This is a genomic window from Faecalimonas nexilis (genome assembly GCF_059731825.1).
The window spans coordinates 1,379,943-1,406,070 of record NZ_AP029189.1 but is presented as its reverse complement, the minus strand read 5'-3'; the positions used below and the strand labels follow the sequence as shown (position 1 = coordinate 1,406,070).

The 26,128-nt window shown below is 45.1% G+C and carries 46 protein-coding genes; all 46 read right to left on the bottom strand.

Annotation, left to right across the window (positions count from 1 at the left end):
* Window positions 1–185 precede the first annotated feature (185 nt).
* The 46 genes from AC6I5B_RS07075 to AC6I5B_RS06850 all read right to left on the bottom strand — a co-directional run bounded on the left by AC6I5B_RS07075 (window position 186) and on the right by AC6I5B_RS06850 (window position 26,123).
* Entirely contained in the window at window positions 186–1,934 is a 1,749-nt protein-coding gene (locus AC6I5B_RS07075) for an NADH-dependent [FeFe] hydrogenase, group A6 (protein WP_044987775.1), read from the bottom strand.
* Window positions 1,935–1,950: 16 nt separating this feature from the next.
* Window positions 1,951–3,792 (bottom strand): NADH-quinone oxidoreductase subunit NuoF, encoded by a 1,842-nt coding sequence (nuoF, locus tag AC6I5B_RS07070; RefSeq protein ID WP_044987853.1) that lies wholly within the window; start codon window positions 3,790–3,792, stop codon window positions 1,951–1,953.
* 70 nt (window positions 3,793–3,862) lie between these two features.
* The gene (locus AC6I5B_RS07065; RefSeq protein WP_022250842.1) at window positions 3,863–4,357 is read right to left on the bottom strand and encodes an NADH-quinone oxidoreductase subunit NuoE family protein; all 495 of its coding nucleotides are present in this window, start codon (window positions 4,355–4,357) and stop codon (window positions 3,863–3,865) included.
* Window positions 4,358–4,650: 293 nt separating this feature from the next.
* Window positions 4,651–5,298 carry a polyprenyl diphosphate synthase gene (gene uppS / locus AC6I5B_RS07060; protein ID WP_044987778.1) on the bottom strand — a complete coding sequence of 216 codons (648 nt, stop codon included), beginning with the start codon at window positions 5,296–5,298 and terminating at the stop codon, window positions 4,651–4,653.
* Window positions 5,299–5,539: 241 nt separating this feature from the next.
* Window positions 5,540–6,937: a ParB/RepB/Spo0J family partition protein gene (locus tag AC6I5B_RS07055; protein ID WP_118005727.1), complete on the bottom strand. Its 1,398-nt coding sequence runs from the start codon at window positions 6,935–6,937 to the stop codon at window positions 5,540–5,542.
* Window positions 6,937–7,230: a hypothetical protein gene (locus AC6I5B_RS07050; RefSeq protein ID WP_117687970.1), complete on the bottom strand. Its 294-nt coding sequence runs from the start codon at window positions 7,228–7,230 to the stop codon at window positions 6,937–6,939. The genes AC6I5B_RS07055 and AC6I5B_RS07050 overlap by 1 nt, the downstream gene beginning before the upstream one ends.
* A gap of 17 nt (window positions 7,231–7,247) precedes the next feature.
* Window positions 7,248–7,559 carry a hypothetical protein gene (locus tag AC6I5B_RS07045; RefSeq protein WP_064786051.1) on the bottom strand — a complete coding sequence of 104 codons (312 nt, stop codon included), beginning with the start codon at window positions 7,557–7,559 and terminating at the stop codon, window positions 7,248–7,250.
* A complete protein-coding gene (locus AC6I5B_RS07040; RefSeq protein WP_147335023.1) occupies window positions 7,537–7,878 on the bottom strand; it encodes a hypothetical protein in 342 nt (113 codons plus the stop codon). The genes AC6I5B_RS07045 and AC6I5B_RS07040 overlap by 23 nt, the downstream gene beginning before the upstream one ends.
* Window positions 7,871–8,092: a Lar family restriction alleviation protein gene (locus AC6I5B_RS07035; protein ID WP_211133410.1), complete on the bottom strand. Its 222-nt coding sequence runs from the start codon at window positions 8,090–8,092 to the stop codon at window positions 7,871–7,873. The genes AC6I5B_RS07040 and AC6I5B_RS07035 overlap by 8 nt, the downstream gene beginning before the upstream one ends.
* An 18-nt stretch (window positions 8,093–8,110) precedes the next feature.
* Window positions 8,111–8,800 (bottom strand): Rha family transcriptional regulator, encoded by a 690-nt coding sequence (locus AC6I5B_RS07030; protein WP_117687966.1) that lies wholly within the window; start codon window positions 8,798–8,800, stop codon window positions 8,111–8,113.
* Entirely contained in the window at window positions 8,797–9,021 is a 225-nt protein-coding gene (locus tag AC6I5B_RS07025; protein ID WP_117687965.1) for an alanine racemase, read from the bottom strand. The genes AC6I5B_RS07030 and AC6I5B_RS07025 overlap by 4 nt, the downstream gene beginning before the upstream one ends.
* Complete coding sequence (locus AC6I5B_RS07020; RefSeq protein ID WP_253059807.1) at window positions 9,018–9,290, bottom strand: hypothetical protein; 273 nt, start codon at window positions 9,288–9,290, stop codon at window positions 9,018–9,020. Before AC6I5B_RS07020 ends, AC6I5B_RS07025 begins: the two co-directional genes overlap by 4 nt.
* Window positions 9,287–9,559 (bottom strand): glutathione peroxidase, encoded by a 273-nt coding sequence (locus AC6I5B_RS07015; RefSeq protein ID WP_497773703.1) that lies wholly within the window; start codon window positions 9,557–9,559, stop codon window positions 9,287–9,289. Before AC6I5B_RS07015 ends, AC6I5B_RS07020 begins: the two co-directional genes overlap by 4 nt.
* Window positions 9,560–9,649: 90 nt before the next feature.
* Entirely contained in the window at window positions 9,650–10,294 is a 645-nt protein-coding gene (locus tag AC6I5B_RS07010; RefSeq protein ID WP_064786061.1) for a hypothetical protein, read from the bottom strand.
* Window positions 10,294–10,497 carry a hypothetical protein gene (locus AC6I5B_RS07005; protein WP_227081137.1) on the bottom strand — a complete coding sequence of 68 codons (204 nt, stop codon included), beginning with the start codon at window positions 10,495–10,497 and terminating at the stop codon, window positions 10,294–10,296. The genes AC6I5B_RS07010 and AC6I5B_RS07005 overlap by 1 nt, the downstream gene beginning before the upstream one ends.
* Before the next feature lie 2 nt (window positions 10,498–10,499).
* A complete protein-coding gene (locus AC6I5B_RS07000; RefSeq protein WP_118315544.1) occupies window positions 10,500–10,937 on the bottom strand; it encodes a DUF7659 family protein in 438 nt (145 codons plus the stop codon).
* Window position 10,938: 1 nt separating this feature from the next.
* Window positions 10,939–11,268: a DUF4313 domain-containing protein gene (locus AC6I5B_RS06995; RefSeq protein WP_064786069.1), complete on the bottom strand. Its 330-nt coding sequence runs from the start codon at window positions 11,266–11,268 to the stop codon at window positions 10,939–10,941.
* A 1-nt stretch (window position 11,269) separates the two neighbouring features.
* On the bottom strand, window positions 11,270–11,515 hold the full coding sequence (locus tag AC6I5B_RS06990) for a hypothetical protein (protein WP_118005710.1): 246 nt from the start codon (window positions 11,513–11,515) through the stop codon (window positions 11,270–11,272).
* On the bottom strand, window positions 11,512–11,688 hold the full coding sequence (locus tag AC6I5B_RS06985) for a hypothetical protein (RefSeq protein ID WP_497773702.1): 177 nt from the start codon (window positions 11,686–11,688) through the stop codon (window positions 11,512–11,514). Before AC6I5B_RS06985 ends, AC6I5B_RS06990 begins: the two co-directional genes overlap by 4 nt.
* Window positions 11,689–11,691: 3 nt before the next feature.
* The gene (locus AC6I5B_RS06980; RefSeq protein ID WP_175305441.1) at window positions 11,692–12,237 is read right to left on the bottom strand and encodes a hypothetical protein; all 546 of its coding nucleotides are present in this window, start codon (window positions 12,235–12,237) and stop codon (window positions 11,692–11,694) included.
* A 2-nt stretch (window positions 12,238–12,239) separates the two neighbouring features.
* A complete protein-coding gene (locus AC6I5B_RS06975) occupies window positions 12,240–12,410 on the bottom strand; it encodes a hypothetical protein (protein ID WP_175305442.1) in 171 nt (56 codons plus the stop codon).
* Between the two features lie 15 nt (window positions 12,411–12,425).
* Complete coding sequence (locus AC6I5B_RS06970) at window positions 12,426–12,851, bottom strand: hypothetical protein (protein ID WP_117687960.1); 426 nt, start codon at window positions 12,849–12,851, stop codon at window positions 12,426–12,428.
* Between the two features lie 5 nt (window positions 12,852–12,856).
* On the bottom strand, window positions 12,857–13,111 hold the full coding sequence (locus AC6I5B_RS06965; RefSeq protein WP_117687959.1) for a hypothetical protein: 255 nt from the start codon (window positions 13,109–13,111) through the stop codon (window positions 12,857–12,859).
* Between the two features lie 61 nt (window positions 13,112–13,172).
* Entirely contained in the window at window positions 13,173–13,457 is a 285-nt protein-coding gene (locus tag AC6I5B_RS06960; RefSeq protein ID WP_117687958.1) for a hypothetical protein, read from the bottom strand.
* A 91-nt stretch (window positions 13,458–13,548) separates the two neighbouring features.
* A complete protein-coding gene (locus tag AC6I5B_RS06955) occupies window positions 13,549–13,770 on the bottom strand; it encodes a helix-turn-helix domain-containing protein (protein WP_064786078.1) in 222 nt (73 codons plus the stop codon).
* Window positions 13,757–14,017 (bottom strand): hypothetical protein, encoded by a 261-nt coding sequence (locus AC6I5B_RS06950; protein ID WP_117687957.1) that lies wholly within the window; start codon window positions 14,015–14,017, stop codon window positions 13,757–13,759. Before AC6I5B_RS06950 ends, AC6I5B_RS06955 begins: the two co-directional genes overlap by 14 nt.
* A 3-nt stretch (window positions 14,018–14,020) precedes the next feature.
* A complete protein-coding gene (locus AC6I5B_RS06945; protein WP_497773701.1) occupies window positions 14,021–14,548 on the bottom strand; it encodes a hypothetical protein in 528 nt (175 codons plus the stop codon).
* Window positions 14,545–14,865: a hypothetical protein gene (locus tag AC6I5B_RS06940; protein ID WP_117963898.1), complete on the bottom strand. Its 321-nt coding sequence runs from the start codon at window positions 14,863–14,865 to the stop codon at window positions 14,545–14,547. The genes AC6I5B_RS06945 and AC6I5B_RS06940 overlap by 4 nt, the downstream gene beginning before the upstream one ends.
* Before the next feature lie 12 nt (window positions 14,866–14,877).
* Window positions 14,878–15,294, bottom strand: coding sequence for a hypothetical protein (locus tag AC6I5B_RS06935; protein WP_211133403.1), 417 nt, complete (start codon window positions 15,292–15,294; stop codon window positions 14,878–14,880).
* On the bottom strand, window positions 15,294–15,506 hold the full coding sequence (locus tag AC6I5B_RS06930; RefSeq protein ID WP_117687955.1) for a hypothetical protein: 213 nt from the start codon (window positions 15,504–15,506) through the stop codon (window positions 15,294–15,296). The genes AC6I5B_RS06935 and AC6I5B_RS06930 overlap by 1 nt, the downstream gene beginning before the upstream one ends.
* On the bottom strand, window positions 15,506–15,772 hold the full coding sequence (locus AC6I5B_RS06925) for a hypothetical protein (RefSeq protein ID WP_064786085.1): 267 nt from the start codon (window positions 15,770–15,772) through the stop codon (window positions 15,506–15,508). The genes AC6I5B_RS06930 and AC6I5B_RS06925 overlap by 1 nt, the downstream gene beginning before the upstream one ends.
* Before the next feature lie 11 nt (window positions 15,773–15,783).
* Complete coding sequence (locus AC6I5B_RS06920; RefSeq protein WP_101872211.1) at window positions 15,784–16,203, bottom strand: hypothetical protein; 420 nt, start codon at window positions 16,201–16,203, stop codon at window positions 15,784–15,786.
* Complete coding sequence (locus tag AC6I5B_RS06915; RefSeq protein WP_158563048.1) at window positions 16,203–16,367, bottom strand: hypothetical protein; 165 nt, start codon at window positions 16,365–16,367, stop codon at window positions 16,203–16,205. The genes AC6I5B_RS06920 and AC6I5B_RS06915 overlap by 1 nt, the downstream gene beginning before the upstream one ends.
* An 81-nt stretch (window positions 16,368–16,448) precedes the next feature.
* Window positions 16,449–16,613, bottom strand: coding sequence for a hypothetical protein (locus AC6I5B_RS06910; protein ID WP_158563047.1), 165 nt, complete (start codon window positions 16,611–16,613; stop codon window positions 16,449–16,451).
* A 721-nt stretch (window positions 16,614–17,334) separates the two neighbouring features.
* A complete protein-coding gene (locus AC6I5B_RS06905) occupies window positions 17,335–18,891 on the bottom strand; it encodes a phage tail tip lysozyme (RefSeq protein WP_303015807.1) in 1,557 nt (518 codons plus the stop codon).
* Window positions 18,892–18,942: 51 nt separating this feature from the next.
* Window positions 18,943–19,260, bottom strand: a complete 318-nt coding sequence (locus AC6I5B_RS06900; protein ID WP_497773700.1) for a hypothetical protein — start codon at window positions 19,258–19,260, stop codon at window positions 18,943–18,945.
* A 22-nt stretch (window positions 19,261–19,282) separates the two neighbouring features.
* Window positions 19,283–19,633: a hypothetical protein gene (locus tag AC6I5B_RS06895; RefSeq protein ID WP_118315538.1), complete on the bottom strand. Its 351-nt coding sequence runs from the start codon at window positions 19,631–19,633 to the stop codon at window positions 19,283–19,285.
* A gap of 128 nt (window positions 19,634–19,761) precedes the next feature.
* The gene (locus AC6I5B_RS06890) at window positions 19,762–20,112 is read right to left on the bottom strand and encodes a serine/threonine protein kinase (protein ID WP_497773699.1); all 351 of its coding nucleotides are present in this window, start codon (window positions 20,110–20,112) and stop codon (window positions 19,762–19,764) included.
* Between the two features lie 35 nt (window positions 20,113–20,147).
* Window positions 20,148–20,372, bottom strand: a complete 225-nt coding sequence (locus AC6I5B_RS06885) for a hypothetical protein (RefSeq protein WP_497773698.1) — start codon at window positions 20,370–20,372, stop codon at window positions 20,148–20,150.
* Window positions 20,369–20,806, bottom strand: coding sequence for a putative ABC transporter permease (locus AC6I5B_RS06880; RefSeq protein ID WP_497773697.1), 438 nt, complete (start codon window positions 20,804–20,806; stop codon window positions 20,369–20,371). The genes AC6I5B_RS06885 and AC6I5B_RS06880 overlap by 4 nt, the downstream gene beginning before the upstream one ends.
* On the bottom strand, window positions 20,806–21,504 hold the full coding sequence (locus AC6I5B_RS06875; protein WP_244806750.1) for a DUF4376 domain-containing protein: 699 nt from the start codon (window positions 21,502–21,504) through the stop codon (window positions 20,806–20,808). The genes AC6I5B_RS06880 and AC6I5B_RS06875 overlap by 1 nt, the downstream gene beginning before the upstream one ends.
* Entirely contained in the window at window positions 21,464–22,720 is a 1,257-nt protein-coding gene (locus AC6I5B_RS06870) for an RNA-dependent RNA polymerase family protein (protein ID WP_244806749.1), read from the bottom strand. The genes AC6I5B_RS06875 and AC6I5B_RS06870 overlap by 41 nt, the downstream gene beginning before the upstream one ends.
* Window positions 22,721–23,100: 380 nt before the next feature.
* Window positions 23,101–24,780, bottom strand: a complete 1,680-nt coding sequence (locus tag AC6I5B_RS06865; protein ID WP_497773696.1) for a hypothetical protein — start codon at window positions 24,778–24,780, stop codon at window positions 23,101–23,103.
* A gap of 10 nt (window positions 24,781–24,790) precedes the next feature.
* On the bottom strand, window positions 24,791–25,645 hold the full coding sequence (locus tag AC6I5B_RS06860; protein ID WP_497773695.1) for a hypothetical protein: 855 nt from the start codon (window positions 25,643–25,645) through the stop codon (window positions 24,791–24,793).
* A complete protein-coding gene (locus tag AC6I5B_RS06855) occupies window positions 25,646–26,026 on the bottom strand; it encodes a hypothetical protein (protein ID WP_497773694.1) in 381 nt (126 codons plus the stop codon).
* Window positions 25,992–26,123 carry a hypothetical protein gene (locus AC6I5B_RS06850; protein WP_497773693.1) on the bottom strand — a complete coding sequence of 44 codons (132 nt, stop codon included), beginning with the start codon at window positions 26,121–26,123 and terminating at the stop codon, window positions 25,992–25,994. Before AC6I5B_RS06850 ends, AC6I5B_RS06855 begins: the two co-directional genes overlap by 35 nt.
* Window positions 26,124–26,128: the final 5 nt, after the last annotated feature.

Here is a 26,128-nt window from a genome sequence, read left to right as displayed (position 1 = left end):
TCCTCTCGTTTCTTTTTTCACATACAATTCATTATATCATATTTACAATTTCTTCCAAAGAGTTTTTTTATTTTTAGATATATTGTATAAATACGATTTTTTTTTTGGTACAAACAGACAAAAGACAGATTGCCGTGTAACAATCACCATTGTCTTATCACATAGCAATCTGCCTTTTATCATTACTAGATGGAATTAATCGTTCTCTTTATATAAGATGTATGTAAAATCTCATGCGCTTTTTGGCTTCCCGGTCTTCCCAGAAATTCTTCATATAATTTCTGAATCGAAGGATTCTCATGCGATTTTCGAATTGCTTTTTTGGCATCGTTGTCATACAGTACTTTCGCACGTGCCGCTCTCACATCGGTAAAGTTTCTTACATCCGCAGAAACTTGTGGCTGTCCACCGCCATTTACACAGCCTCCCGGACATCCCATAATCTCAATGAAATGATAGTCTGCTTCTCCTGCATTGACTTTGTCAAGCAGCTCTTTTGCGTTTTGCAGTCCGGATGCGACTGCTACTTTCACATCCATTCCCGCTACATTGTAAGTCGCTTCTTTAATTCCATCTGTTCCTCGTACATCTTCAAAGTCCACTTTTGCGAGTTCTTCTCCCGTAAGCGTCTCCACCGCCGTCCGAAGTGCCGCTTCCATAACACCACCGGTTGTGCCAAAGATTACCGCTGCTCCTGTTGATTCTCCGAGCGGATCATCAAAATTCTCTTCCGGAAGTCCTGTAAAATCAAGTCCTGTACGTTTGATCAGTCTTGCAAGCTCTCTTGTTGTAATAGCAATATCCACATCCGGTACCCCCGCCGCATTCTGATCCTCGCGTCCAATTTCAAATTTCTTTGCAGTGCAAGGCATCACACTCACACACACGATATCCTTTGGATCCATCCCCGTCTTTTCCGCATAATAGGTCTTTGTAATTGCTCCAAACATCTGCTGCGGTGATTTACAGCTCGACAGATTCTCTGTCATATCCGGAAAATAATGTTCACAGTATTTGATCCATCCAGGTGAGCAGGAAGTAATAAGTGGAAGTACACCACCATTTTGTACTCTGTCTATAAATTCACGCGCTTCTTCCATAATAGTGAGATCTGCACTGAAATCCGTGTCAAACACTTTGTCAAATCCGATTCTTCGAAGTGCTGCCACCATTCTGCCCTCCACGTCAGTTCCAATCGGATATCCAAACTCTTCTCCCAATGCCGCTCTTACGGAAGGCGCTGTCTGCACTACAACATGTTTTTCCGGATCGGCAATCGCCTCTAACACTTCATCTATATAATCCTTTTCTTGAAGAGCCCCAGTCGGACAGACTGCAATACACTGTCCACAAGACACACAGCTTGTATCTCCAAGCCCCATCTCAAACGCCGATCCAATACTCGTTGCAAACCCTCTGTGATTCGGTCCAATCACACCGATTCCCTGTACTTTCTCACAGACTGCCGAACATCGTCTACACAAAATACACTTATTGTTATCCCGAATCATATGTGCCGCCGTTACATCTAATTCATACCCATTTTTCTCACCATCAAAATAGTCTTCCTCTGCAACTCCAAGTTCACGGCACAACTGCTGCAATTCGCAGTTCCCACTTCTCACACAAGAGAGACATTTTCTGTCATGCGCAGACAAGATTAACTGCAGAGTCTTCCTTCTTGCCTCCAACACTTTCGGTGTATTCGTCCATATCTCCATCCCATCACCGATTGGATGTACACAGGATGCAACCAAAGTCTTTGCACCTTTTACTTCCACCACACAGATTCGACATGCCCCGATTTCATTAATCTCTTTCAAGAAACAGAGAGTAGGTATTTTGATTCCAGCCAAATGTGCTGCTTCCAAGATTGTAGACCCCACCGGCGCCGACACGGCTCTGCCATTTAATTTTATCGTTACATTTTCCATCATCTTACCTCCCCTATTACTCTTTATAAATAGCACCAAACCGGCATTTTTCCATACATGCTCCACATTTGACGCATCTAGACTGGTCAATCATATGTACTTCTTTTACCGAGCCAATAATCGCATTGTTCGGACATGTTCTTGCACAAAGTGTACAGCCTTTACATTTATCCGCATCAATTTTGTATTGCAACAACTCTTTACAGACTCCCGCAGGACATTTTTTATCTACGATATGTGCAATATATTCGTCCCGGAAATAGCGCAGAGTAGAAAGTACCGGATTTGGAGCTGTCTGTCCAAGTGCACAGAGCGAGTTATCCTTTAAGTGATAACAAAGTTCCTCCAATTTATCCAAATCTTCCATGGTTGCCTGCCCCTTTGTAATCTTATCCAAAAGTTCCAGCATACGTCTTGTGCCGATACGGCAAGGTGTACATTTCCCGCAGGACTCATCTACCGTGAATTCCAAAAAGAATTTTGCAATATCCACCATACAAGTATTCTCATCCATAACAATCAGACCACCTGATCCCATCATGGATCCAATTTCCATCAAGTTGTCGTAATCGATCGGAACATCAAGATGTTCTGCCGGAATGCATCCGCCTGACGGTCCTCCCGTCTGAGCCGCCTTGAATTTCTTTCCATTCGGAATTCCTCCGCCGATTTCTTCCACAATTTCACGAAGTGTCGTTCCCATCGGAATCTCCACAAGTCCGGTATTATGAATTTTACCACCTAACGCAAACACTTTTGTTCCTTTTGATTTTTCTGTTCCCATACCCACAAACCATTCCGGTCCCTTTAAAATAATCTGTGGAATATTTGCCCAGGTCTCCACATTATTTAAAATCGTCGGTTTTTGGAATAAACCTTTCAATGCAGGGAATGGGGGACGCGGTCTTGGCTCACCACGATTTCCTTCAATGGATGTCATCAATGCCGTCTCTTCTCCACAGACAAACGCTCCCGCTCCCAGTCTCAAATCAATATCAAAATCAAATCCGCTTCCAAAAATATCTTTGCCAAGCATTCCGTATTCTCTCGCCTGACGAATTGCGATTTCCAGACGTTCAATTGCGATCGGATATTCCGCACGCACATAGATGTACCCTTGTGACGCCCCGATTGCATACCCTGCAATTGTCATTGCCTCCAACACAACATGAGGATCCCCTTCAAGCACCGAGCGATCCATAAACGCTCCCGGATCTCCTTCATCGGCATTACAACAGACATATTTTTGTTCTGCCTGATTGCCTTTTGCAAATTTCCATTTCAACCCCGTCGGGAAACCTGCTCCTCCGCGTCCTCTCAGTCCACTGTCCAAGATAACCTGAATGACGTCATCCGGTGTCATCGTCGTCAAGACTTTTCCAAGAGCCTCGTATCCGCTCGTCCCTATGTATTCTTCAATATTTTCCGGATTGATCACGCCACAGTTGCGAAGCGCAATTCGCTTTTGTTTCTTATAAAATTCCGTCTCTTGAAGCGGCAGTATTCCATCTTCACTGACCGTCTCCTGATATAAAAGACGAGTAACAATTCTTCCGTTTAACAAATGTTCCGATACGATTTCCGGAATGTCCTCTTCTTTTACCATGGAATAAAATGCGCCCTCCGGATAAACGATCATAATCGGCCCCAACGCACACAGCCCGAAACATCCTGTTTTCACGACTCCAATCTCATTTTCCAGACTATTTTTTCGAATCTCTTCATGCAGTTTTTCAATAATTTTCTTGCTGCCGGAAGAAGTACACCCGGTACCTCCGCAGACCAACACATGCTTGCGATACGGGTTATCTTCTGTCCAGACTCCGTCTTCTGAACGAAACTCTACCTGTCCCCGCATCTTTTCTTTGATTGCTTTCAATTCTTCCAGTGACTTCATGCATATCCTCCATTTCTATTTTCATACGATCCTAATCATATTTTGCTAAAATATCATCTATGTCATCTACAGTCAAACGTCCGTAGACATCATCATTTACCATCATGACCGGCGCAAGACCGCATGCCCCGACACATCGACAGGCATCCAGTGAAAATTTACCGTCAGGTGTACATTCCCCACCCACGATTCCAAGCTTTTCCATCAGATAATTATAAATATCCCCGGAACCTTTTACATAACATGCCGTGCCAAGACAGACTGAAATGCGATATCTTCCTTTTGGATTGAGCGTAAACTGTGAATAAAACGTTGCAACTCCATATATTTTCTCCAACGGAATCTTCGTCTCATTTGAAATCATTGTCTGCACTTCTATCGGAAGATACCCATATATTTCCTGAGCCTTTTGCAAAATGGGCATCAAAGCACCTTTATCATCCTTCAATTCCGCAATCACCTGCAATAACGCCTCTTCCTGCTCTTTTGTTCCATGAAACGGAACCCCTCCTGTTTTAGAACACATCCTGAAACCTCCTTTTACTGTAGTTTTCCGTTCTGCACCTTGTGCATCTCGATATACCACTTCATATTAACACAGATTTATGCAAAAATCCATATTTAAGCACTTTTCTTTTATGTATTTTTACCATTATTTTAATTTATTTTTGATAGTTTTTGTAATTTTATACAAAATTCTGAAATTAGACAGGATTTAAAAGACAATAATAAAAAAGAAACCTTGTACAAATCTTACTAGAAGAATCTACAAAATTTCTTTTTAGATAAAAATAAATTATCATCAAACTATTCCGGATGCTATCCGCCTAAAGTTACATCTTGTTTGTCATACCACCTGATTGCTTTATCAAAATCTCTTTCTTTATAATCCGGCCAAAGATTTTCTACCACATAGAAATCTGCGTAGACTGACTGCACAGGCAGCATCCCCGACAATCTTCTCATATTTCCCCAACGAATTACCAAATCAATTCTGGAAATATCCTTCGAATGTATTTGAGTCATTACATCGTTCTCTTGCTCCATACCCTCTTTTCTTATCGCGCTCAAATCCCATTCCCAGCCGTAATTCACAAGAAAATTCACCTTGATATCAGCAATTCCGATTTCCTTTCTCTGTGTATATTTCAAAAGTTCTTCCGGAAAATGTACTGAGCTCGAATCTCCCACAACCAAGAGCGATACATTCCCTTCTTTTTGAATCAGCCGCACTGCATCTACGCACGCTTTTTTAAATGCATTTTGCTGCACTTTCGGCCGTTTACAATTGTCCACAGTAAACCCATAATACGTAATTTCCGCGACTCCATACTCCTTTGCTTTGCGCAGCACTTCAAGTCCCGGGTTCAGTCCGTGCTGATAGCCATCTTTTTTCTCCATCTGATGTTGTGTCGCCCATCTCCTATTTCCATCCGGTATAATTGCAATATGTTTTGGAATCCTCAACGCAGTCCCTCCTAAATTTTTATACAAGGACTATTCCCATAATAAACGATATTTATTCCAATCACATAGAAAAGCCCCGGAACTTCAAGTTCCGAGACTTCATTTTTCACCGTCTATTTAATAAACATCGCATCCCCCATGTAGAGGGCGTGCCTTCATTTCACTACTTATGTACCGCTACTTTGTAGCTCCTTCTTCCTATTATAATAACCGACTTTGCGCCAGTTGGCAAGTCAGTAGTTTACTTTTCTTCCGCAGGTGCAAATAACTCACTTGTTCCGTCCAGAACTCGCTTCTCCTCATCCATCTCAAAGAACCACCCAAACAATTTGAGGGCTTCATACCCTTTCAGCAGTTTATCCGCCTTTTCTTTGGCGTAGCGTCCGCTATAATCATAGGTTTCTCCTACCGTATTCATCGACCCATGCAGAAACACAAGCATTTGATGTGTGATGCTCAATCCTTGGAACGTCTCAGTTGCCTGCTTTCTCTCTTCTTCGCTGTACTTCCACTCATCGTCCTCCAGGAAAAAGCCTCTCGCAATCGAACCGTACAGACCGTAACCAATCAGCACAAGGGCTTCCCAGATTTTTTCTCTCGCTGCGTTTTCGTCCTTAAGAGCCGGGATTTTTCCAGAAATAATTCCGGAGATAAAATCTTTTCTTCTGGCAGCACTTCCTTTCAGAATTTCCTTTACCTCTTTTGACTTTCTATCCTGCTCTTTCTTCGCCAGCTCTTCTTTTGTCAGCTTCTTCTTTTCCTTCGGAGCTTTCGTAACGATTCTCAAATCTCGCCATGTCTCATACCAGTACATCTGCCCTTTCTGCTCTGGCAGTTCAATCTCATCCGGCACATCGTCTGTCAAGTTAATCTCTATCACCGTTTTCCACTTTCCATTGTACATCTGCTGGGAATACTGCTCCGGTGCTTTCTCTACCCCCATCTTTTTCAGCTTCGCTTTGAGCTTCTTTGCGTTCTCTTTCTTCTTAGCATTTGTAATCTCGTTCTGAACCCGGCTCACAATATCTCTGGAGCTGCTGGCCTTATCCAGAATCTCATTTCGCATTTCTACATCCTTGATTTTCTCCAGTTCGTACAGGTCTTTCAATGTGAGCTGAAAAGCATCGTCCTGCTGCTTCTCTTTCAATTTCTCCTGGTCCAGCTTCGCAATATTCAGCCTATGCCGGACGGTTGATTTACTGAATCCGGTCTTTTCTGCAATCTGGTCTTCCGTATCTCCCAAATCGAGCATCATCTGGAATCCCTGGGCCTGCTCCTGGATGGTAAGGTCTTCACGCTGAATATTCTCCAACAGCATGATGCCTACCTGCTCTTTCCGGGAAATCTTGCTTTTAATCTGGCATGGAACTTCTACCAGGCCTGCTAATTTTGCCGCCTCCAATCTTCTATGTCCTATCAGTACATGGAAATCACTGATTACCGAAACCTTATCAGCATCCGGCTGATCTTCCGGGTCTGCTGTCAATGCACTCGCCGGAATAACCGTCAAATTCTGCATGACTCCATGCTTCTTCATTGATTCTGCCAACTCTGTCACATCTCCGAGGTCTTTTCTCGGATTATCCGGATGCGGATATATATTCTCCACTCTGATTTTTACAACTTCACTGCTCTCCATTACTTTTCCTCCTTTTTCTTTTCAAATTTCAGACCCAGCTTTTTCCCGTCTTCCAGAATCCTCTGCATCTCTGCCTCATACTCTCCAGCACTCCGCACCGGTGCAAACGTCATTCTAGTGCCGCTCTTTGTTGGTTTTCCCATTTTCTGCAGTACCGCACCTTTTGTCTGGAGTTCATCCAGTCTGATGCTGATGACTGCAATCTGATAGAATCTCTCTTTCTCATCGAACAGCTTTTTTGTCATCCCCGGAAACATCGTCTGATATTTCATGATTGTGATCTTGTGTTCCATCATCGCCCTCCTTCACATTACTCCGCCGGGAACTCATACACGATGTTCTTCTTGTACATTGCCGGTCTTGTTGCCTGGGCCGCAGTGTCGAAGAACTCAACCGTATAACATTCATTTTCATATGCTCCACAGAAATCTTTCAGCACCTGCAAGCACCGTTCCTTTGTCTGATACTCTGCAATCTCTTCCAGACAACCATCAGATATGCAAATTGTGTGTCTGACGGTTTCCTTCTTTCCCTTGTGGTTTACCTGTTCTGAATATTCCAGGGCGTTAAAGGCTCTTCCGAACCACAACACCTTCTCTTTATTCTGGCTTACAATCAGCATCTTCCTCTTCCTCCTGCTCCCAGAACTCATTTACAACTTCCTGGACTACTGCATATTCCAGATCACCGTTATTCTCCAACATTCTATCCTCTAACTTCTCTGAAATAGAAATGAACACCTTCTCCGGAAGTTCGTCTACACTCTCTCCTGCCGCAGCACACACATCTTTTCCCCACTGTACTTTTTCAGACTTTTTTCTTTTCTCGTATTCATGTTCTGCATACGCATCCGCAAGGTCCAGAACCGCATTCAGTTTATTGTTATCCGGCTCATCCCGGAACATATCTTCCAACTCTCTCATAAGTTCTTCTCTATCCATTTTTTCGCACCCTTTCATTCCATTTTTCTCTTGCCTCTTTCTGCGCAAGCTTCTTGTGTCCGTTCCAGTCCTTCACTGATACATGAGGTCCGAGACTTCCGCACTTCGAGCAACAAACTCTATATCCGTTGTTACCCATCCTACGGATTCCCACTCTTCTATCTCTGCAACCGCAGAACGGGCATGGTTCCAGCTTTACCAAATTATTCTCCATGACTCCTCCTGTCTGCCCTTAATTTTCTCCGGCACATCTTCTTGTGCTGCCACATCCCTGCAGAACCGCTCCGAACAACTGAAATCCGTAAATGAACCCCTGCATTTCTGACTCTATCGCCACATCGTATACCGCAGACGTTATCGCCGTATCAGCTTTCGCACCCGGAACCTGTGCTTCCATAACCGCTCTCAGCCGTTCGTAGGCCTGCGTCAGTTCCGGAATTTCCCGGTTTTCGCCCTTCGGACCAGTAATAAACTGATTGAACAGTTCCCGGACGTCCTTATATCCGTTCTCCGCATCCTCCACCAGTTTCTGACCGCTTACCCGGCAACGAAGCTCTTTTTCCATCTTCTCAATGCCGGTCTTCTTTTTACCGTAGCATCTATCTCTTTTCATTCTCGTCAGATAGAGCTTGCAGGCTTTTTCAGTCAGTTCCCACATCGGGTACTCCTGGTGTCTTGCCTTGAACTGTGCCATTTTGAACTCTGTCTGCTCCATCGGTTCCAGCTCCACGATAAGCTGTGCGATTCTGCGATATGTAACCGAGTGATATTCCTGGAACATATCCGCCACCTCCCGGCTTGTCATGATGGTTTTTCCAACCTCTACCGGCTTCTCTTCCTCACATACATCCACCACTGCCATCTGTGAGATAATCTTCTTTACATCGTCCATCAATTCTACGATCTGCTCGCTTCTCTTCATAACCTGCCAGCTCCTTTCTTCAAAGCACATAACGTACAACACGCTCCGTCGAGTTTGCTATGGCAAATCACGCCTGCATCCTCCGGTCTTTTCCAGCAAAGTGCTCCACATACCGGGCAACGCACCTTTTCCCATCCTTCCTTTCCTTCCGGCACACTGGCTAACAACGGCATACACAGCCAACCGCCTCTGTCCGATTCTTTCCTCGGTTCAATCTTCATACCGCTTTTCCCCCTCTCTCATCCAATAATTTTTTCAGCTCTTTTACAACCGGATGCCAGCTTCTGGTTCCTCTCACTCTCCGGTACACATCAGCCAGAACTGCATCGCCGCCAGGAACAAAGGCTTCCATTCTGGCCTGTGTCATTCTCATATCATGGAACCCATCCGTAAATCTAAGCTCGCCTCTGTCTTCGTATAAAACTACTCTCTTTGCTCCCAGGCGGCCCCAGTCTTTGACATTTACTGTCCGTCCTTCTCTATTCATCACGCATCTTCCTCCTTCGCAAATTTGCTGTTGAGGCTTTCCATGATTGCCTCCAGTCTCTTCGCCCCGATTCCCGGTGTCTCGCTGATTGCTTTCTGCACTTCCGTAATGTCAATCCCAGGAACCGACTTTCTGCCCTCTTCATATGCTGTCATATAAAGATTCTTGCAGAACGATTCAAATTGCTGTCGATCCATTTTCTTGACTCTCTTGTAATCTTCTCTCCGGAGCAGATAACCTGCCCCGGTTGTCATGTTTTTTGTTTTGTTCATGCTCCTTCTCCTCTACTTTGCCAGCTTCTTCATAGTCTTAAAGAACTTCTTCATGCTCTTCATAAATTTCTTCATACTGCTTCGCCTCCTTTATGCAAATGGAATCCTGGCGTCAAACCAGCCGCCGTGTTTCTCAATCACTTGTTCAATCACTTCAACCGGCACATACGGGTACACTGCCTTTGTCGGTTCTGTCGGATCTTCAATATACGGCATCAACAACTCTTCTTTCTGGCTGGGATATCCGACTTCGCAAGCTGCATATTCTCCGCTTTCCAAATTCACCCGTGGCTCACAATACAATCCATCTCCAGCCTGGACACTCATTTCAAAACCGTCTTTGCAGAAGATATGAGGTCTCGGAGCCTGTGCAATCCCGCACACCAGCTTGTATGTCTCATGCAAAAAAGCCTGCACGCTATCCCGTTTCTTGAATTTCTCAACATCTACACACATGTGAGGAAAACAGTTTCCGCAATACTCCCAGATCTCTTTTCCTCTTACGGCGAATGTTGCATATGTGCCGCAGTTCTTCATTGTCTTCGGGTTGATTGCATGACTGTGCGGCTCTCCTACCTGGAAGTAATCCCTTGTCATTGTCCGTGGTGGCAGGATATCCAGGAAGTAATCTGCTACTCCCTGGTCTACCATATCTCCCGGCTTACAATATTCATCCCAACTGTTGCAGCCGCTCTTGTGCCATCCTTCGATTGTCTTTAGCTCTTCTCTTGCCATTACTCATTCTCCTTTTCAAATTCTTCCATCGTTGGTCTTTTTCCATCCAGGTCATCCCAGGTATACGGCTTATGATTTTCGCTTTCCCATTGCGCTTTGTAGCAATCTCTGCATACGCAAAATCCGGAAAGCCATCTCATTTCTCCCCAGTATTCCGGCTTTTTACAGCGTCTGCATATTACTATGCGTTTATTCTCATCCATACTTAGCATCCCTCTCTTTCTCTGATTTCTGTCGAAGCCTTATCCAGAGCTTTCAGCATTACCGGTGACGCTTTCAGTTCTTCCCAAGTCAATCCTAAGCAATCCAGCGTATCCTCAAGATCTCCGGTGTATCCGTACTCGTGATTATCCAGTTCGTACTTGAACATCTGGTAAAGAAATCCTGTTCCATCTTCATCGGCCGCCTTTGCCGCCTCCATCTCAGCGTTGTGCCGGTCCAGTACCTCATGGAAATGCTTGTGATCTTTCTTCTGGATGAATCCACCGCCCGGAATCCGATAAATCTTATCCAGGTCTTTCTCCGGGTCAAGTCCCCATTTTCCCATCATTTCATCAAACTGCTTATCTGAGAACGCAAACCCCAACGGCAGCTCATTGAACTCTTTCTGCTGTCTGTCTCTTAACTCTCTATAGCTCTCCATCTTAACTTTCCTCCTCAAACTCTGCCATCTTGCTTCTGTCAAATTTCATTGCCGGATATTCGCAGTAACCGCTTCTCCGAGTACGCCCGGTTCTCTCCGCAAATCCGTTTTCTTCCAGAAGAGCTACCGCCCAAGGGCAATTATTGGTGTCAACATACGCCTCATCTTCTGCCAACGAATGGTCGCACAGGCAGGTGGTTACTCTCGCAATAGGTCCATCCCATCTGTTATAAATTTCAACAGCAACGCTATTGTCTTCCACATACTTACCGACTCTTAACTTACAGTCCTTATACTCTGAATACTCTGTCTTAACATTCAAACTTGCCATATCAGTTCTCCTCTCTTCCCATTTCCTGGGATAACTGTTTTCTGATTTCCAACTCCGGTGCATCTTCTCTTTTTAATCTGCTCAGACACATTCCACTGTCATGTACCGTAAAATGAATATAACCTTCTGCACTCAATGTAATGCTTACCAGCTTTTCTGCCGTTCCATGCTGGCCTGCAATCTCCGTCAGCTTATCCAGTACCGGCATTACTTCCCTGCTCAGTTCCGCAAACTCTGCCTGTCTCACTTCATTTCCTCCTTTACTCTGGCGAACATATCAAAATCCTCGCACATATCGCATTCACTGCTGCTTAAAATATTCTGGCAAACCTGGCATTTCGGGTTTAACCGTCTGTAATAATCCGGATGATTCTTTTTCAAATCCTCAACCGTGAACAGTGCCACTTTCATATCCTGCATACATTATTCCTCATGCTTTCCCAGAACCTCATCTGCTTTTCTTAACAGTGCAAGACATCTATCATTCTCCTTTTTCAGCTCTTCTTTCTTCCGCTCCCTTTCTTTGTAAAACTCCTCATTTTTCAGCTCTTCTTCCCACCCATTGATGAACTGCCGTACTTCTCGGACATCATTAAATCCGCACTCATCCTCGTAATCATTTCTGGCAGTGAAGATAATGTACTTGTTGTCTCTGCGTTCATCATCAATAGCAACTCCAAAATACAACTCATCCCTCTTCTCTTCGTCAAGCGGCTCGAATCTTACATCATCATAGAGCGGACCGACCATCGGGCAGTTATTCTTGAACCATACTCTGTAGTTATCCAAGATGTAATTGCTCGTAACCCCTTTCAAGATACTCCAGATTTTCGCCAACCGGCCTGCCAGTGCTTTGTCACTGCAAAACCAGTCATACCAACCGGCCTCGATCTGGGTATTTCTGTCTTTTGCAAGGAAATCTCCCTTGCGGTATCTCTCACAAAACTCTCTCAGCGTCATGTCCGCCATCTCTATTCCTCCTCGTAATCTTCGTAATCAATATCTGCATACTCACAGATACCTTCATAGCTCGTGCCGTTCTCATACATATTTTTCAATGATACTCCAAATATTGTGCCATCCCACTGTCTGATTTTGCTTTCAATCTCTTCATTCAGCCGGGCATTGCTTCTGTCTGCCATACTCTCACTCCTCTCCTACATTTCCAGATGCTCAATTTTAATGGCTTCGTCTACTGCATCTGCTCCGTATCTTTTTTTCAGATAAGAAACTGCCACATCCCACTCATGCGGATCGTTGACCGTCTCAAATAATTTCTTAGCCTCTGTAATGCACTGTTCCACTACCAGGTCTCCTTTCGCAACTCTGATGATTCGCTTTCTCAGCTCCTCCACCTGTCTCTGTGCCTGTGCCATTGCCCGGTCAAGCGTCTCTGCATAGTTCGCAGCCTCCATCATATTCTTGATGATTGGCATTCCAAAGGACTTATACAACTCTGCTATCTGTTCCTTACCCTCTACCTCGCTGATGGACGGATGCCATGTATACACATGCTCCACGATGGAATAATCTTTCTGGCTTATCTCAGCCCCAATTCTCTTTTGAAATTCCTGTTTTGTCATACCTTCTACGCCTCCTCAACTTTCTTGTAATCTTCCAGGATGCTCAGCAGCGTCCCTTTTCCAATTCTGAACTTCTGCTTGTGTCCGCATCTGGTTCCCATATAATTGACAACCGTTCTTTCTGGAAGCTCATGCTTTATGTACTGGATTATGTAATAATGACCATCTCCATGATGAACAACGTCTATGTATTTGTGCTCATTCCGGATGTTCTGGTATGTAGCCTTTTCAGTTCTGTTTGCTCTTGATCTCTTTGCCATATTCTTCGCTCCTTTGAATTATTACTTCGATTTTGCGAACCTTACAGGTAAAAAAATAAGCCTACTTCCAACAAAGCTCTCTTACTTTGTCTGCTCGGCTACCAAATCCATACTTTTCAAGCATCTCCAAATCTGCTTTCACTGCCTCATCTTCCAGCGTGCATCCACAATCACTCAAAGAATACAGCTCATCTACGATTTCATCAGCAATGCTTTCTTCTCCAGCTTCCAGGGCTTTTTCAATGAACACCCACAGCATCTTCTGTGCTGCATCCCATTCCGGATAACCAAATTCATTTTTATCTCTTTCACTTAACAGGCTTCTGTATATTACTAATGCGTTCATCTTGACTACCTCCGTTTGTATCGTGTATTTGTTTTGTTATTTTGTAACTTTATTATACTTCGATAACTCGAACGTGTCAAGTGTTTTACTTCTATTTTTCAATTATTTTTACCAGGGCGATTTCATATCCCAACGCACTTACGATTTTCTCCAACGTGTCACAGCGAATACCGCATTTGCTTCTGGAAATAATCTGGTTCGCATACTGTCTGCTCACCCCGATTTTCTTTGCCAGGTCCACTGGTCGCAACTCCTCAACTTCCAGAACCTTTTTTATCAGCTCGTTGCAGTCAGTTCCTCTAATTTCTTCCATCCTCTACCTCTCTTTCAATCCAATCAGCAACTATCATTCCGCAGTTATCAGCTATCTGATACAGAATCTCCGTATCATCCCAGGTGTAATTGTTCAGAAAATCTGCCAGGCTCTCCCACCCCATTCTCTTCACAATCCGCTTCGCATCGTTCTTTTTAATCTCGAACCAGGTCAAGTGTTCATCCTTAAATCTGACGTCCCGGCATCTGTCTTGTACATAGGTTTCAAGAATCAGTCTTCCAAACATTTCCTACTCCTCCTCAAACAGCTTGCTTGCTTTCTGGGCCAGCATCTCATTTCTTCCGGATTTATCATCAAATATCCGGTGGCACTCCTCCAACAGCTTGTCTACTCTTTCCTGGGTTACTTCCAGGCCTGTACTCCGGATTGCTTCTTCCAGGTCTTCCAGATACCAATCTTCCCTGTGCCAGATAGCGTTTGCCCTGCGGTAAATCTCATCAATTATCTTCTGTCGATTTTCCTCGGTTGCCTCCAACAGCCACTCAAATTTCAGTTTCCCATCCTTGGTTGTCGGATTGTACTTTCCGGAACATCTGCCCTGCCGGTCCGTTACATAGGTCTGAACGCCCCACCACGTTTCCGGTTCTTTATCTATGAATCCCTTTCTCTTCCACATTGCCGGAAGTGAATGCTTTCCATGCGTGTTTTCGTTCTTTCGGAACTCTACTACAATTTCCTCTCCCAACGCATTTCTGTCTGCGAAGGTAAACCACCAAACCGGCGGTACTGTATGCTCACACTGATATATTTTTCTCATTTTCCTGCTCCTTTCGCTAATGATTCAGCAATCGCCTCCATCATACTCTGCGATAATTCCAGATACTGCTCTACGATATAGAATTTAGCACTCTGCCCGTTCTCATCCCATATTTCAAAATACCGGAATCCCCGTTCTTCCTCGGCTTTATCCTCCTGCACCTTCACATACTCTCGTGCCTTATTCTCAACGATTTCATCCAGTTTCTTCATGACCGTCTCCAGGTCAATCGACACATCCACCACTGCACACCCATTTGTAAATTCGTTCTCCCAGAACCCATGCAGGACATACACTACAATTTTCTTTTCCTCCATCCCGGCGTCCTCCTATCCGTAAATAATATCATCGAATATCGCATACTGGATAATCATGTCTGCCACTGTCGCATCTACCATGCAACAATCCAATTCATAGACTCCTTTGCTGCATCCTACAGAGTCTTCCGCATCCACCAGGATATTGTACGGCTTGTCTTCATCCTCCAGATACTGTTTTACTCCGCTGAGCAACTTTTCCTTGTTCAGTTCTCTCTTCTTGCCATCCACCGAATCATGCAATACCAGGACTCCTCCTCTGCTGATCTGCTCCGATGCAAATTCTCCGAGATACTTTCCTTTGACTTCTACTCGCCTGCACCAGTAGCAAATACCGCCCTCCAGTGCCGTTGTAACAATATCATCAATATCCTCTGTGCTGATTCGTACGCTTATCTCAGCTTTGATTTCCTCATACTCTTTTCCCATCAGTCTTCCTCCTCATATCCTACTCTCTCTACATAGTTTACGCTGTCCGGTTCGCATTCAAATTCCGGACACAAGGACCGCCATAACTCCTCCAGTTCATTTATGCCATTTGCGGTCAGCTCTGTTTCATCGCCATCATTGAAGCCGATTCTGTATACGCTCGGCCGCTTACCTTTTCTGACAATTCCTTTGCCCGCTCTTCTCAAATTCATTATTCCTTGTCCTCCACTCCGGCAAACTCCAAGATTTTCTCTCTGGCGAATCCCTCAATCACTTCCAGGTAATTTCCCGGCCACACATCCTTGTTCGGCTCGTAGGTTTCTGTGAACTCATTCGCCCAGTCCACAAATTTCTGTTTCCAGGTTATGCTGTCAATGTCTGTCAGTACCTCAAACAGATACTCACTCTCTCCCTTGAGCTGTTCCAGCATCATCGCTATTTCCATCAGATTTTCCGTCTGCTCGTTATACTCCAGCATCACGCCACCTCCTACTCTGTTCTTACCAATCCACCGTTTGCAGGTGCAATTCCGATACTTCCCAGTTCGGAACAATCCGGTGCATCCAGGTTCGCCACATACGCAAGTGAAATCCTCCCGTCCAGGTCTTCTCTATCCAGTTCCCACTCTTCTTCCTCTGCACTAACATACAACAACGCCAGGCATCTTCCAAACACCATATTGCTCAATATTGCAGCGTATACAATACCGCCACTTTCTTCTTCCCAGTCGGCAACAGCTTTCTTCTCCTCATCGTTCAAATCGTACAGAATACCTGCCGTCTCAGATTTAAGGACCGTTCCCTGCTTTCTGAATTTTGTGATTACCTGCGGCATCATTCCCAGGCGGCACATACGACCAACCGCTTCTTCTACCATTTTTGCTCTGTCCTGCTGATTCTTTGCATCCATTATTTCTTATCCTCCATTTTCTTCTCTAAATCTTCCAGTCCGAGTGTTGCATTTACGAATGCCAGCGCACATGCGGCTCCGATACATTCTCTGATTCCGGTTGAAACTCCGACAATCAAACACACCAGCATAGCCAGTGAAAACATTCTTCTGCTTTTCTTCATTTACTTTCTGCCTCCTCTGTGATAAACTTGGTAGCACGAGGAGAACTTGTCTCCCCGGCTACCGAGCTGTTTTTCAGAACATTACTTGAACCAGGTCAAAACTGCCGTAACAACTGCTATCAGCATTGTTACTATGGAAATTACGATATGTGTCCAGCATTCATAAATTTCAATTTTGGTCTTCTTCAACTGCTCTGAAAGCAGCTCTTCTTCTTTTTCTTCAATCCTGCGTTTTCTTTTTCCCAACGGGCAATTCCTCCTTTCTCATTTGTTCTGTCCTCTGCATTCCTACGGGGTTGGAACCGTCTGACAAGCATATGTACTATTCCATCAACCTTGCCGCCTGCATTACTTTGTATCGTGTATTTGTTTTGTTATTTTGTAACTTTATTATACTTCGATAACTCGAACGTGTCAAGTGTTTTACTTCTATTTTTCAATTATTTTTCGAGCTGTCGAATTAGTGTGTGTAGCATCTTTGCAACGCAAAGTGCTATTCTTTTTTATCTCTTTATCTATCTTTATCTCTATCTCTTACTCTATCTCTAATTATGGTGTAGAAATCATGTAAGAAATCTTACAAGGTTTTATATATAGGAAATGCTTTTTCGCTTCGATTTTTCGACTTATTCACATTATCAACATTCTTCCTGTGGATAACTTCAGAACTCAGATTGAACTTTGCAGAACCGCATTTTCAGCATATATGGCTATAACATCGTACACGCTTCTATACCGGCTTTTAGCTCTTAGGCATAAGTTAGTATCTAAAAACGTCTATCGTTACTCAGGCACATTTCGTCAAATTTGAAGGGGATTTTTTGTGAATTTTGTATATTGATTTATTCTACGGACTTGCTCCGCAATAAAAAAGAAGCCCCGGCAGAACACCGGGGCAATGTGACATATTTTCCTTTTTGACCAAAAGAGGTGTGCTTAATTTTCTTAGTTTCTTGCCTTAAAGGCATTATTTGATGTATACCTTGCCATCGTAATAAGCAGCCATCCAACCGCTCGGTGCTTTCATCCAGATATCGTTTCCGACATTCCGAACTTCCTGGCACGTTACGACCGTTCCTGCATCCAGGCAGCCATCATTGTCCTTATCGTGTTTCTGGCCGTCAGCCGTCAACTGCGAATGTTTCTTTGCGCTGTAGTTTGTTCCTGGACCTGTACGAACTTTCAGTTCTACCTGCAAAGTGTACTCATGTCCAGCAGTGTAAGACGGAGTGTTCTTCTTTTCCGGAACACTGGCTGCTGTCTTTCCGTTGTAAGCAGAAACCAGCTTACTCTTAGATACCGGTCCGTACTTGCCGTCCTGCTCCAAACCGTAAAATGCCTGGAACGCAAGCAGAGCTTTCTCTGTGTCTCCGCCGAAAGAACCGTCTACTCCGGAACTTCCGCAGGAGAATCCGCAACCGATCAGCATTTTCTGCATTTCTTTTACTGCGTCCCCGGAATCGCCTTTCTGGAGATAATTTCTCACATTAACCGTTCCGGATGCAGATGCTGTCACTCCGGTGTAACGGTACACATGAATCCACGGCTTATTGTAATAGCTGCGGATGCAGATTTCTCTACCGGTCTGATCTCCAGACTTTCCTCCTGTGACCGTTCCTTTCTCGTTGATACTTGCGTGCACCAGTTTACCATTTCCGCAGTAGAATGCTGTGTGTCCATTTCCGAGCAGGACATCTCCACGGATCATTCCGCTACCGGTTGCCAGATCCACGGATTTTACAACATCCTTGAATCCGATTTTTGGCAGAACCTCCGGCATGTTGCCTGTATAGGTTGCTCCGCTTGACTTTGCCGGGATTCCGGCCTCTTCCAAACATCTGATTACCAGCCCGGAACAATCGTAATTCGGTTTGCCCCAACGGTCTACCTGGTCGTAACCGTGTGAATCGTCCAGGGCGATTGCCTCTGCTCTTGCTACTGCATTTTCAATTTTGCTCACTTTGTTTTCCTCCTTCTTCTGATTCTGGTAAATCTTTAAATACTGCTCCCCGTAAGAAGCCCTTGTTTTCTTCACTGCCGAACCTACATTCGCCGGAGCCTCGAACTTGACTAAGAAGATATCGGACGCTTCCTGCACTGAGGTTGCGGTCTGCAATACCTTCCAGACACTCTTATAGCTCGTCTTCAATTCGCTCAGCATGTACTCTGTCTGCGTCTTCGCATCTCCGATGGACACTCCTCTGGACTTGACCAGATCGTAAAGGCCGGCTTTTCTTCCGGCAGATGTCCACTGACAGAACCCGTAACCGTACTGCTTGGAATCTCCCAACGGATGCAGGAACAACGCTCTCGTTATCTTTCCGGAGTCTACCGCTTCCGTGTAGGTATCGTCCGTATATTTGTACCCAAGTAATCTCTCACAAAGGTTTTCCAGATTACGTGGATTCATTTTGGATTCTGCGTAAATGTTCCCCATTGCCGCACACGCACCATATATCGTGCAACCGGCAGCCATCAAAGCGTCAAACAAAATATCTGTGTATGTATTCCGTTCTATTGCCATTTGTAAATTCTCCTTCATTCACAAAAAGGGCAGGGATTTCTCCCCACCCGGTCATAAGTATGTGTCCTCTTCTGGGTCCATCTCATCATCTTTCGGATGCAACTGTCCCATCTTGTCCATCAGCAAAAATGTCAACGGAACGAACACCGCAAACAAAATTACCAACGGCCAGAAGATTCCTGCCATCAGCAACAGCACTATCACAAGCGGATAATTCGGCTTGCTTGGCTCATAGTACATGCCATTGTCCTGGCAGTACAGCTCTTCGTCTTCATCTTCCATCCGGCACAATGTCCGAATGCCCCAGATGTAGACCGGCTGACACAGCAAAATCCCCAAAAGGTACACCAATAGGATTTTTAAGCCCATAGCTCCTCTCTCCCTTCTCCGATCAGTTCTGAGAGCCATTTACCTTTCCATCGTCCAAAAGGTCCTTAACTTCCTTGAACCACCAGTCAATAATTTTCAGCAGTACCTTTTCGGACATGATTACCTGCAACCACTTAGGCAGCAATCCTCTTGCCTGCTGTACTACCCATTTCAGTTTCTTTTCTCCCTGGCCGGACTCTTTGTAGATATGTTCAGCGTGCAGGAACAGCTTGTACACCTCTTTCCGGATGCCATCCAGTCCCTTCGCTTTCGCATACTGATATACGACCACTGCTGTCACAACGACCAGCACTGCGATCACCAGAATCAGAACCGGAATCGGCACCTGGCTTAAAAAATTCAATAATTCCATAGAATCAATCCTCCTGTTATACTTTGTAATCTCTTGATAGTTCCCTGTAGCGTTTTTAATTGTTTGAATGGGGAAATTATTGCCTAAACGCTATAAAGGCGAATATCGGGCAAATATAGCCTTCTATTTCATTCCCCTGTGATATGGTTCACTCCCTGCCTTGTCAGAAAATTCTCCAGATCATGTTTCTGCTCCAGCTCATAATTTAATGCAGCGTGCATATCTCCGTTGCACTTCGCATCCGGAATCCTCTGCACCGCCTTTGCTGTAGCTTCTGACAAACAAAGAGAACCGTCCAGAGCTTTCAGCATCATGTACTGGAGCTTTTCACGGTTCTCTTCTTTCTCATCCTGTTCTCTCTGCCTGCATGCCCGTTCGTTCTTTTCGACTTCCGCCCGTTCTTGGATTCGCTTCTCCAACAACCAGAAACAAAATGCCACGATTGTGGACGGGATACCGGCAGCTATCAATAATTCCATTGGTATCTCCTCCCTGTTATTTCGGATTTTCAGAACTAATCCGCTTCCGTGGCTGTGCTCGGATCTGCATAGGCTGTACCTCCTTTGCTCTTGAATGTTATCTCATCATCGTCACAGTCAACGTACTTCCGGCACGCATACTCAACGATGCCAAGATCTGCCTCTATTTCTTCCAGGCTCTTTGTCGGCGTTCCTTTGACCAGGAAAATCAGATCATAAATTGCCGACCAGAGCTTTGAGATAATCTGTAGCTTTGTCATTCTCTTCTCTCTTCCTTCTTCCGGAATAGGTGGTAATGTGGTTTCTCTTCTCTGAAAAATGCCCACCGGATATAATCATCCAGGAAAATTCCTAATGCCGACAGGAAAAACCATAACGCTGTGAACTGAGGGCATATCTGACCGAGAATGTTTCCCGGCATGTTGCTGTAGTCCCACATATGCAGACCGAGCAACACGTTCAGAACCAATCCGAACAGAAATTCTATCGCTGTGATTCCTGCCGCCGCAACTAACTGTTGCAGAACCAGTGGCATACACCGGTTTTTCTCATTGATCGCACCGCAAATAATGAAGCACAGGCCTCCGCAGACTACCATTGCCGGGAATGAATAACCCCGAAAAATTATCTCCAGCAAATAATAAATGCTCCCTCCGAAAAGAAAGAGCATTGGATATTTGATTATGCTTTTCATTACGAGATACCTCCGGATGCCAGAATCTTCATGTAATCTTTCAGAACCTCGTTCTGGAACTCTTCCGGGATTTCAGCTCCCCACTGGATCTGCTCCAGATCACTTGCTTTCTCTGCTGACTTAATCCACATATTGACCGCATTGCAGTAGGTCGTGTTGTAAGACACGAAAAACATTGCCCGTTCTACGATATTCTGCATGTCTGCCGCAGAGAAATACTTACAAGGATGTCCGTCCTCATGGTATTCCAGTTTTTCCTCTCCAGCTAGTAACTGCATTTTCTTCCCAAAAAGATTCAACTGATCCTTTTCTGTCAAACTGAAATGCTCCACTCCGGAAGATGTACTCACATCTACTCCGGCGTAAATTGTCTCCTCACATGCAGATGCGATTTCCCGGTATTTCGCTTTTCTGGCATCCTCAAGGCTCAGATTTTCTACACTGGATGGATCTGGTACTTCCTCCGCTTTCTTGAGCCAGTAGTCAAAATCGGCTTCGATCTCTTTCTCGGTTACTTCTCCGTTGTAGTGGAACTGCACTTCGTCGCATTCCCAGACTTTGTATTTGCTTTTCTTTCCATCCTGGATCTCTTCTCTCTCCACCAGCTCGATGCTCTGTCTCAGAATCACATCTGTACCAGAAAACACCGGATAGATCTCAATCTTCGATGGCTGCGATAAGTAAGATTCTCTTCTCATTTTCAACTTCCTTTCCGTGCTTACTTGCACTGTATGAACACATTTTGAATAATGCATCAAAATTGTATTTCTCCCGGAACTTTTGGCTATTGCTATGCTCAACCCATCCTTTATAGGCTGCAATCTTGCAAGCCCTCCACCACGGGACAAATCCTCTTTCTACAAAATCCATCCAGGCACGTAGCACCTGCCTCCGGATTCTCCGGAATACTCTGCCACGGATGATCGTGTATCTTCTGCGGACTACATAGCCCATCATGTCAACTCCTGGAGTTCTTTTCTTACTGCCTTTCTTTCTCTCTTCGTGGTTCTCCTTCTCTTCATTGAACGATGCCACTTGATAGAACTGCCAGATATCCTTGATTTTCAGTCCGAACTTATCATGCGCCCAGACTGTGGCTTTCTTCATGGCTTTTCTCAGCTTCGAGATATCGCCGTATATCGTGAAATCGTCTGCATAGCATACAACCGCATAGACAAGCCTATTCCGCTTTCCTCTGCGTATTTGTGCCTGCTCGTAGATGTATCTCAGAACATATGACATCACGTAGTTAAATAGCCATGCCGGAAGATATCCACCAATACACAAATGGTTCCCAGGATAATTGCTCATAAGAGCACCCAGGAACCATAGCAGCACTTTATTCTTGCCTATATCTCTTCGCAACATCTCCATTACGATACCCACCGTTACCGATGGATAGGCTTTTGTTACATCTCCTTTGATTGCTACAACCTTGCCGTGGAATTTCTTTCTCAAAAGTCTTTCAATCTTCCTCTTTCCAGCAACTCCGCCTTTCTTCGGGATGCTCCCATACTGGACCGGCAGAATCTTTGCCCGGAAAAGAGGTTTCAAAGCAAAGACAGCGATATACTCAAACACCTGCTGTTCCGGAGATTCCTGGCAGATGTCTCTTAGTTTCTGCGTCAGCCCATCCACCCTTTGAAATTGGCGAATTGGCTTTAATTGCAGATCACGGTCAACGATACGCTGTGTCAGCATCTTCGCAACTTCGCTCTCAGCCTCCAGGGTTCGCTTAAAATCCTGGTTCAGCCGGTCTTCTGCAATCTGACGCTTTGTGATCTTTCCGGTCTTGCATAGCAGACGTTGGAAATCGTTTCTGCCACGCTTATTCCGGAAACATTCTATAACGGCAGGTTCATTGAATTTCCAAGATTCAACATCCACATCTGCCGGTTTGCAATAGGTTTTCATCAAACCTCCTTAATATTCATCTGGTTACTTCCGTGGCTTTCCCCGTAGGTACTAGCCTCGTTGGTTTCAAGTTATTTTCGCACATAAGCGAGGATTATACGATGCAATGATTTTTTAATACTCTTTTCAAAATTGTACCAGTTGCTCCGAGAGAGCCGTTCCAGTTAGCGTTAGACACCCCATTGTTCGAGTTACGGCAAGGAACGCCAGCATTACCACCGTTGTTCAAGTTACCAAAGCACCAAGCCGCACGAACACCAGACGCCGCAGGTTCGCAATTGAAGCCAGCTCCCAGACACCGTATAACCCTAAAATTATTTTATTTGCAAATAAGACAATAAAGGGGCTTACTGCCCCTCTGCTTCGCATTCACCCCGTTTTTAACCCTCAAGACCAGGTGCTCCGAGAGAGCCGTACCAGTAAGCGTTAGACACCCCATAGTACGAGAAACGGCAAGGAACGCCAGCATTACCACCGTGGTTCAAGTAACCAAAGCACCAAGCCGCACGAACACCAGACGCCGCAGGTACGCAATAGAAGCCAGCTCCCACTCCAACGCCGCTTCCGCTTGCGTTGGTTGCCTCCGGCCATAGAACATCATCATTGATTGCATTATCAGTAATATACTTCCATGTCCAGGCAGCCGTATCTTTCGGAAATACCAATGTTGGAACATTTACTTTTTCGTAGTTCTCATTGATTGCAGAGCCTACTTTTGACTGATCGTAACATTTGTAGCAATCAAAACAATAATTCTCATTCGCATCCTGGCTCCACTGCCATAATTCATCGGAGACAATCAGATAGGAACCATTCATAAATTCTACACCCTGGATCATTCCAGGTTCTTTTCCGGAAGTCGGACTGTATCGGCTACCATCTCTACCAAGCACATTGTCATTCCATCCGGAATAGTACGGAGCAGTAGACAGCATTGTCGTACCGACTACCGTGTCAAAAGTCTTTCCACCGTTGTCCACGTACACTGCGGAATAGTCTGTGCCGTCAATGTTCACAGTCTCAATCGCTGTGATTAACTTCGCATCAAAAATGGAGTATGCACTGGCAGCGTTTCTATCGGTCGATGCATTGGTTCCCAGCATGACCGCAGAACCCACGAACAGGTTTGCCGCCTGTGCTGTGGTCAGAATTACTCGCTCCACTCCGGTCTCAGCCACGGCTACCGTGTACTGGAAACTGTAGCTTGAGCATCCTTCAATCTTTCCGGAATTTCCTTTACGTCCATATTTCAGACGCATCATAGCATCCAGGAACTTCAGAAGTGATCCAGATGCTCCGGAATACTGTGTTCCTCTGGCTCTCCATCTGGTTACTCCGGTTGAATGTGAGGTACGGTTGACCGGTGCCAGTCCAGTTCCGCAAGTGATCGCTCCGTCTGCGTCCAGACCGGCGTAATATTTCGGATGTGCCATGTACTCATGCACTTTTCCGGTTCGGTCTGTACCTTCTTTCCAACGTTTGTAGCCTGGAGCCGGTGTACATCTGGTTTTCAGATATTTGTAATCCTTGTCCTGCCATTCACGCTTGTAGGTGTTCTTCTGGATCATCCAACACAGATGTTCTCCACCTCTGACCTTTGCTGTATCGTCAATGTGTTCTACATAGAAAATCTCATGGGAACCATCTGCTTTTTTCTCTGCCGCAACCTCCAGACACCAAAACTGCGGAAGGTGTGCAAACGGATCATTACCGGCTGTAGATTCTGTGGACGGTGTACATGTCAGTCCTGTGGAATCATCCGTTAAGGTTCCGATCATGGACGTACTCTTATCATATCTTGGTGTCGTTACGCCGTGAACTCTGGAATCAACCAGAACATTTCCGAACCATCTCTCCAGCATCTCCGCTTTCGTGAAAAGCTCCGGATTATATTGAATCTTCCACCATTCAGTAAAAAGGGCATCCACCTCCGCTTTGGAAGTAGCTGCCGCAACTTTCTCTTTATATTTCAGATCCATTTCTCCAGCAATCTGATCTCTGTGAACTTTGACCAGTAACTGCATGGTCGTGTCTCTGGGGATATTGATTGTCTCACTCATTTTCTGCCTCCTATGCACTTAATATGATTGCGTCAAGCCCCTTGTCATCCGGGTTAATCTGGAACGCAATCGTGTTGACCTGGTTAATAAGTATCTCTGTAGCCTCTTTCGCCTTAGCAATGGCATCCGCAGTATTTGCCTGTCTGTCCTTCTCATTCTGAATCCGGACGTTTTCACTGGCGGTTCTTGTCTGCTCCGCAGATGCTCTCTGAGTTTCTGCCTGGGATCTCGCCTGTTCTGCTTGGACTCTGGCAGTTTCAGCCTGTGACCTGGACTGCTCCGCTTTATTGGCATTCTCAGTAGCCGCATTAGCATTCTGAGCTGCCTGGCTTGCTGCCGAAGCCGCACCGTTCGCATTACCGGCTGCTGTAGATGCCAGACCGGCCGCCTGGTTTGCATCATTCGCTGCCTGGTTTGCTGCTGATACAGATTGCTGGATTGCAGAATCAATCTGTTTTGCAGAATCAACGACTTTCTGCAAGGCTGCCTGCTGGGTCTTGCTGGCCTCTGTAGCTTTCTCGGTTGCTGTCTGCTGATTCTTACTGTCTGATGTAGCCTTTTCCGTAGCTGTCTGCTGGGTCTTTCCGGCTGCGGTAGCTTTCTCATTTGCTTCCTGCTGAGATTTGCCATTTGCAATAGCATTCGCTAGATTCTGCAATGCAGTCTGGACTTCCTCAGTTTTCGTATTGATTGAGTCTACCTGCTGTTTCATAGTAGCCGCAGACTGGTTGACCAACTCTTTGATGTCATTGTAGCTTTCATTCTCCTCATGGATTTTCTGCATACAGCTAATGAAAGCTCCTCGCACCTCTTCTCCATAGACCGCATTTCTAAGCTGATCTATTTCCTGGGAAATATCTGCCATTTACTCCACCTCCTTGATAGTAGGCTCCTCTCTTGCGACATTCTCTTCTGCAACATCCTCTTCTGACATATCCGGATTTTCTTCCGGATTTTCAAATGCCAGTATCAACCCCTCTTTCTCTTTCTCAAAGGATTCCTGCATTTCCTTAACTTCTGTCTCGTAATATGTTTTCAATTTCTCTTCATATCTGGCAGTTTCATCCGCCAGCTCATTTGAGGCATTTGTCCGGATCTCAGCCAGAACCGCACTCAAAATACCCTCTGTCATGAAAATAGGCAGCCCGTAAGCTGCCATAGTGTTTCCGACCTGTCTTGTAATCGCCTGCTTTGCATCAGCATAAATGACACTAAACGGTCTGGCCGGTTTCTTCTTTTCTTCCATCTTTTTCTACCTCCTGTTCTCTTTTGATGGTTCCTACAGCTACACTGTTTTTCGCTACCTTTTCCGGTGCGTCTCCTCTCGGAAAAATAATTTCCATCTTCT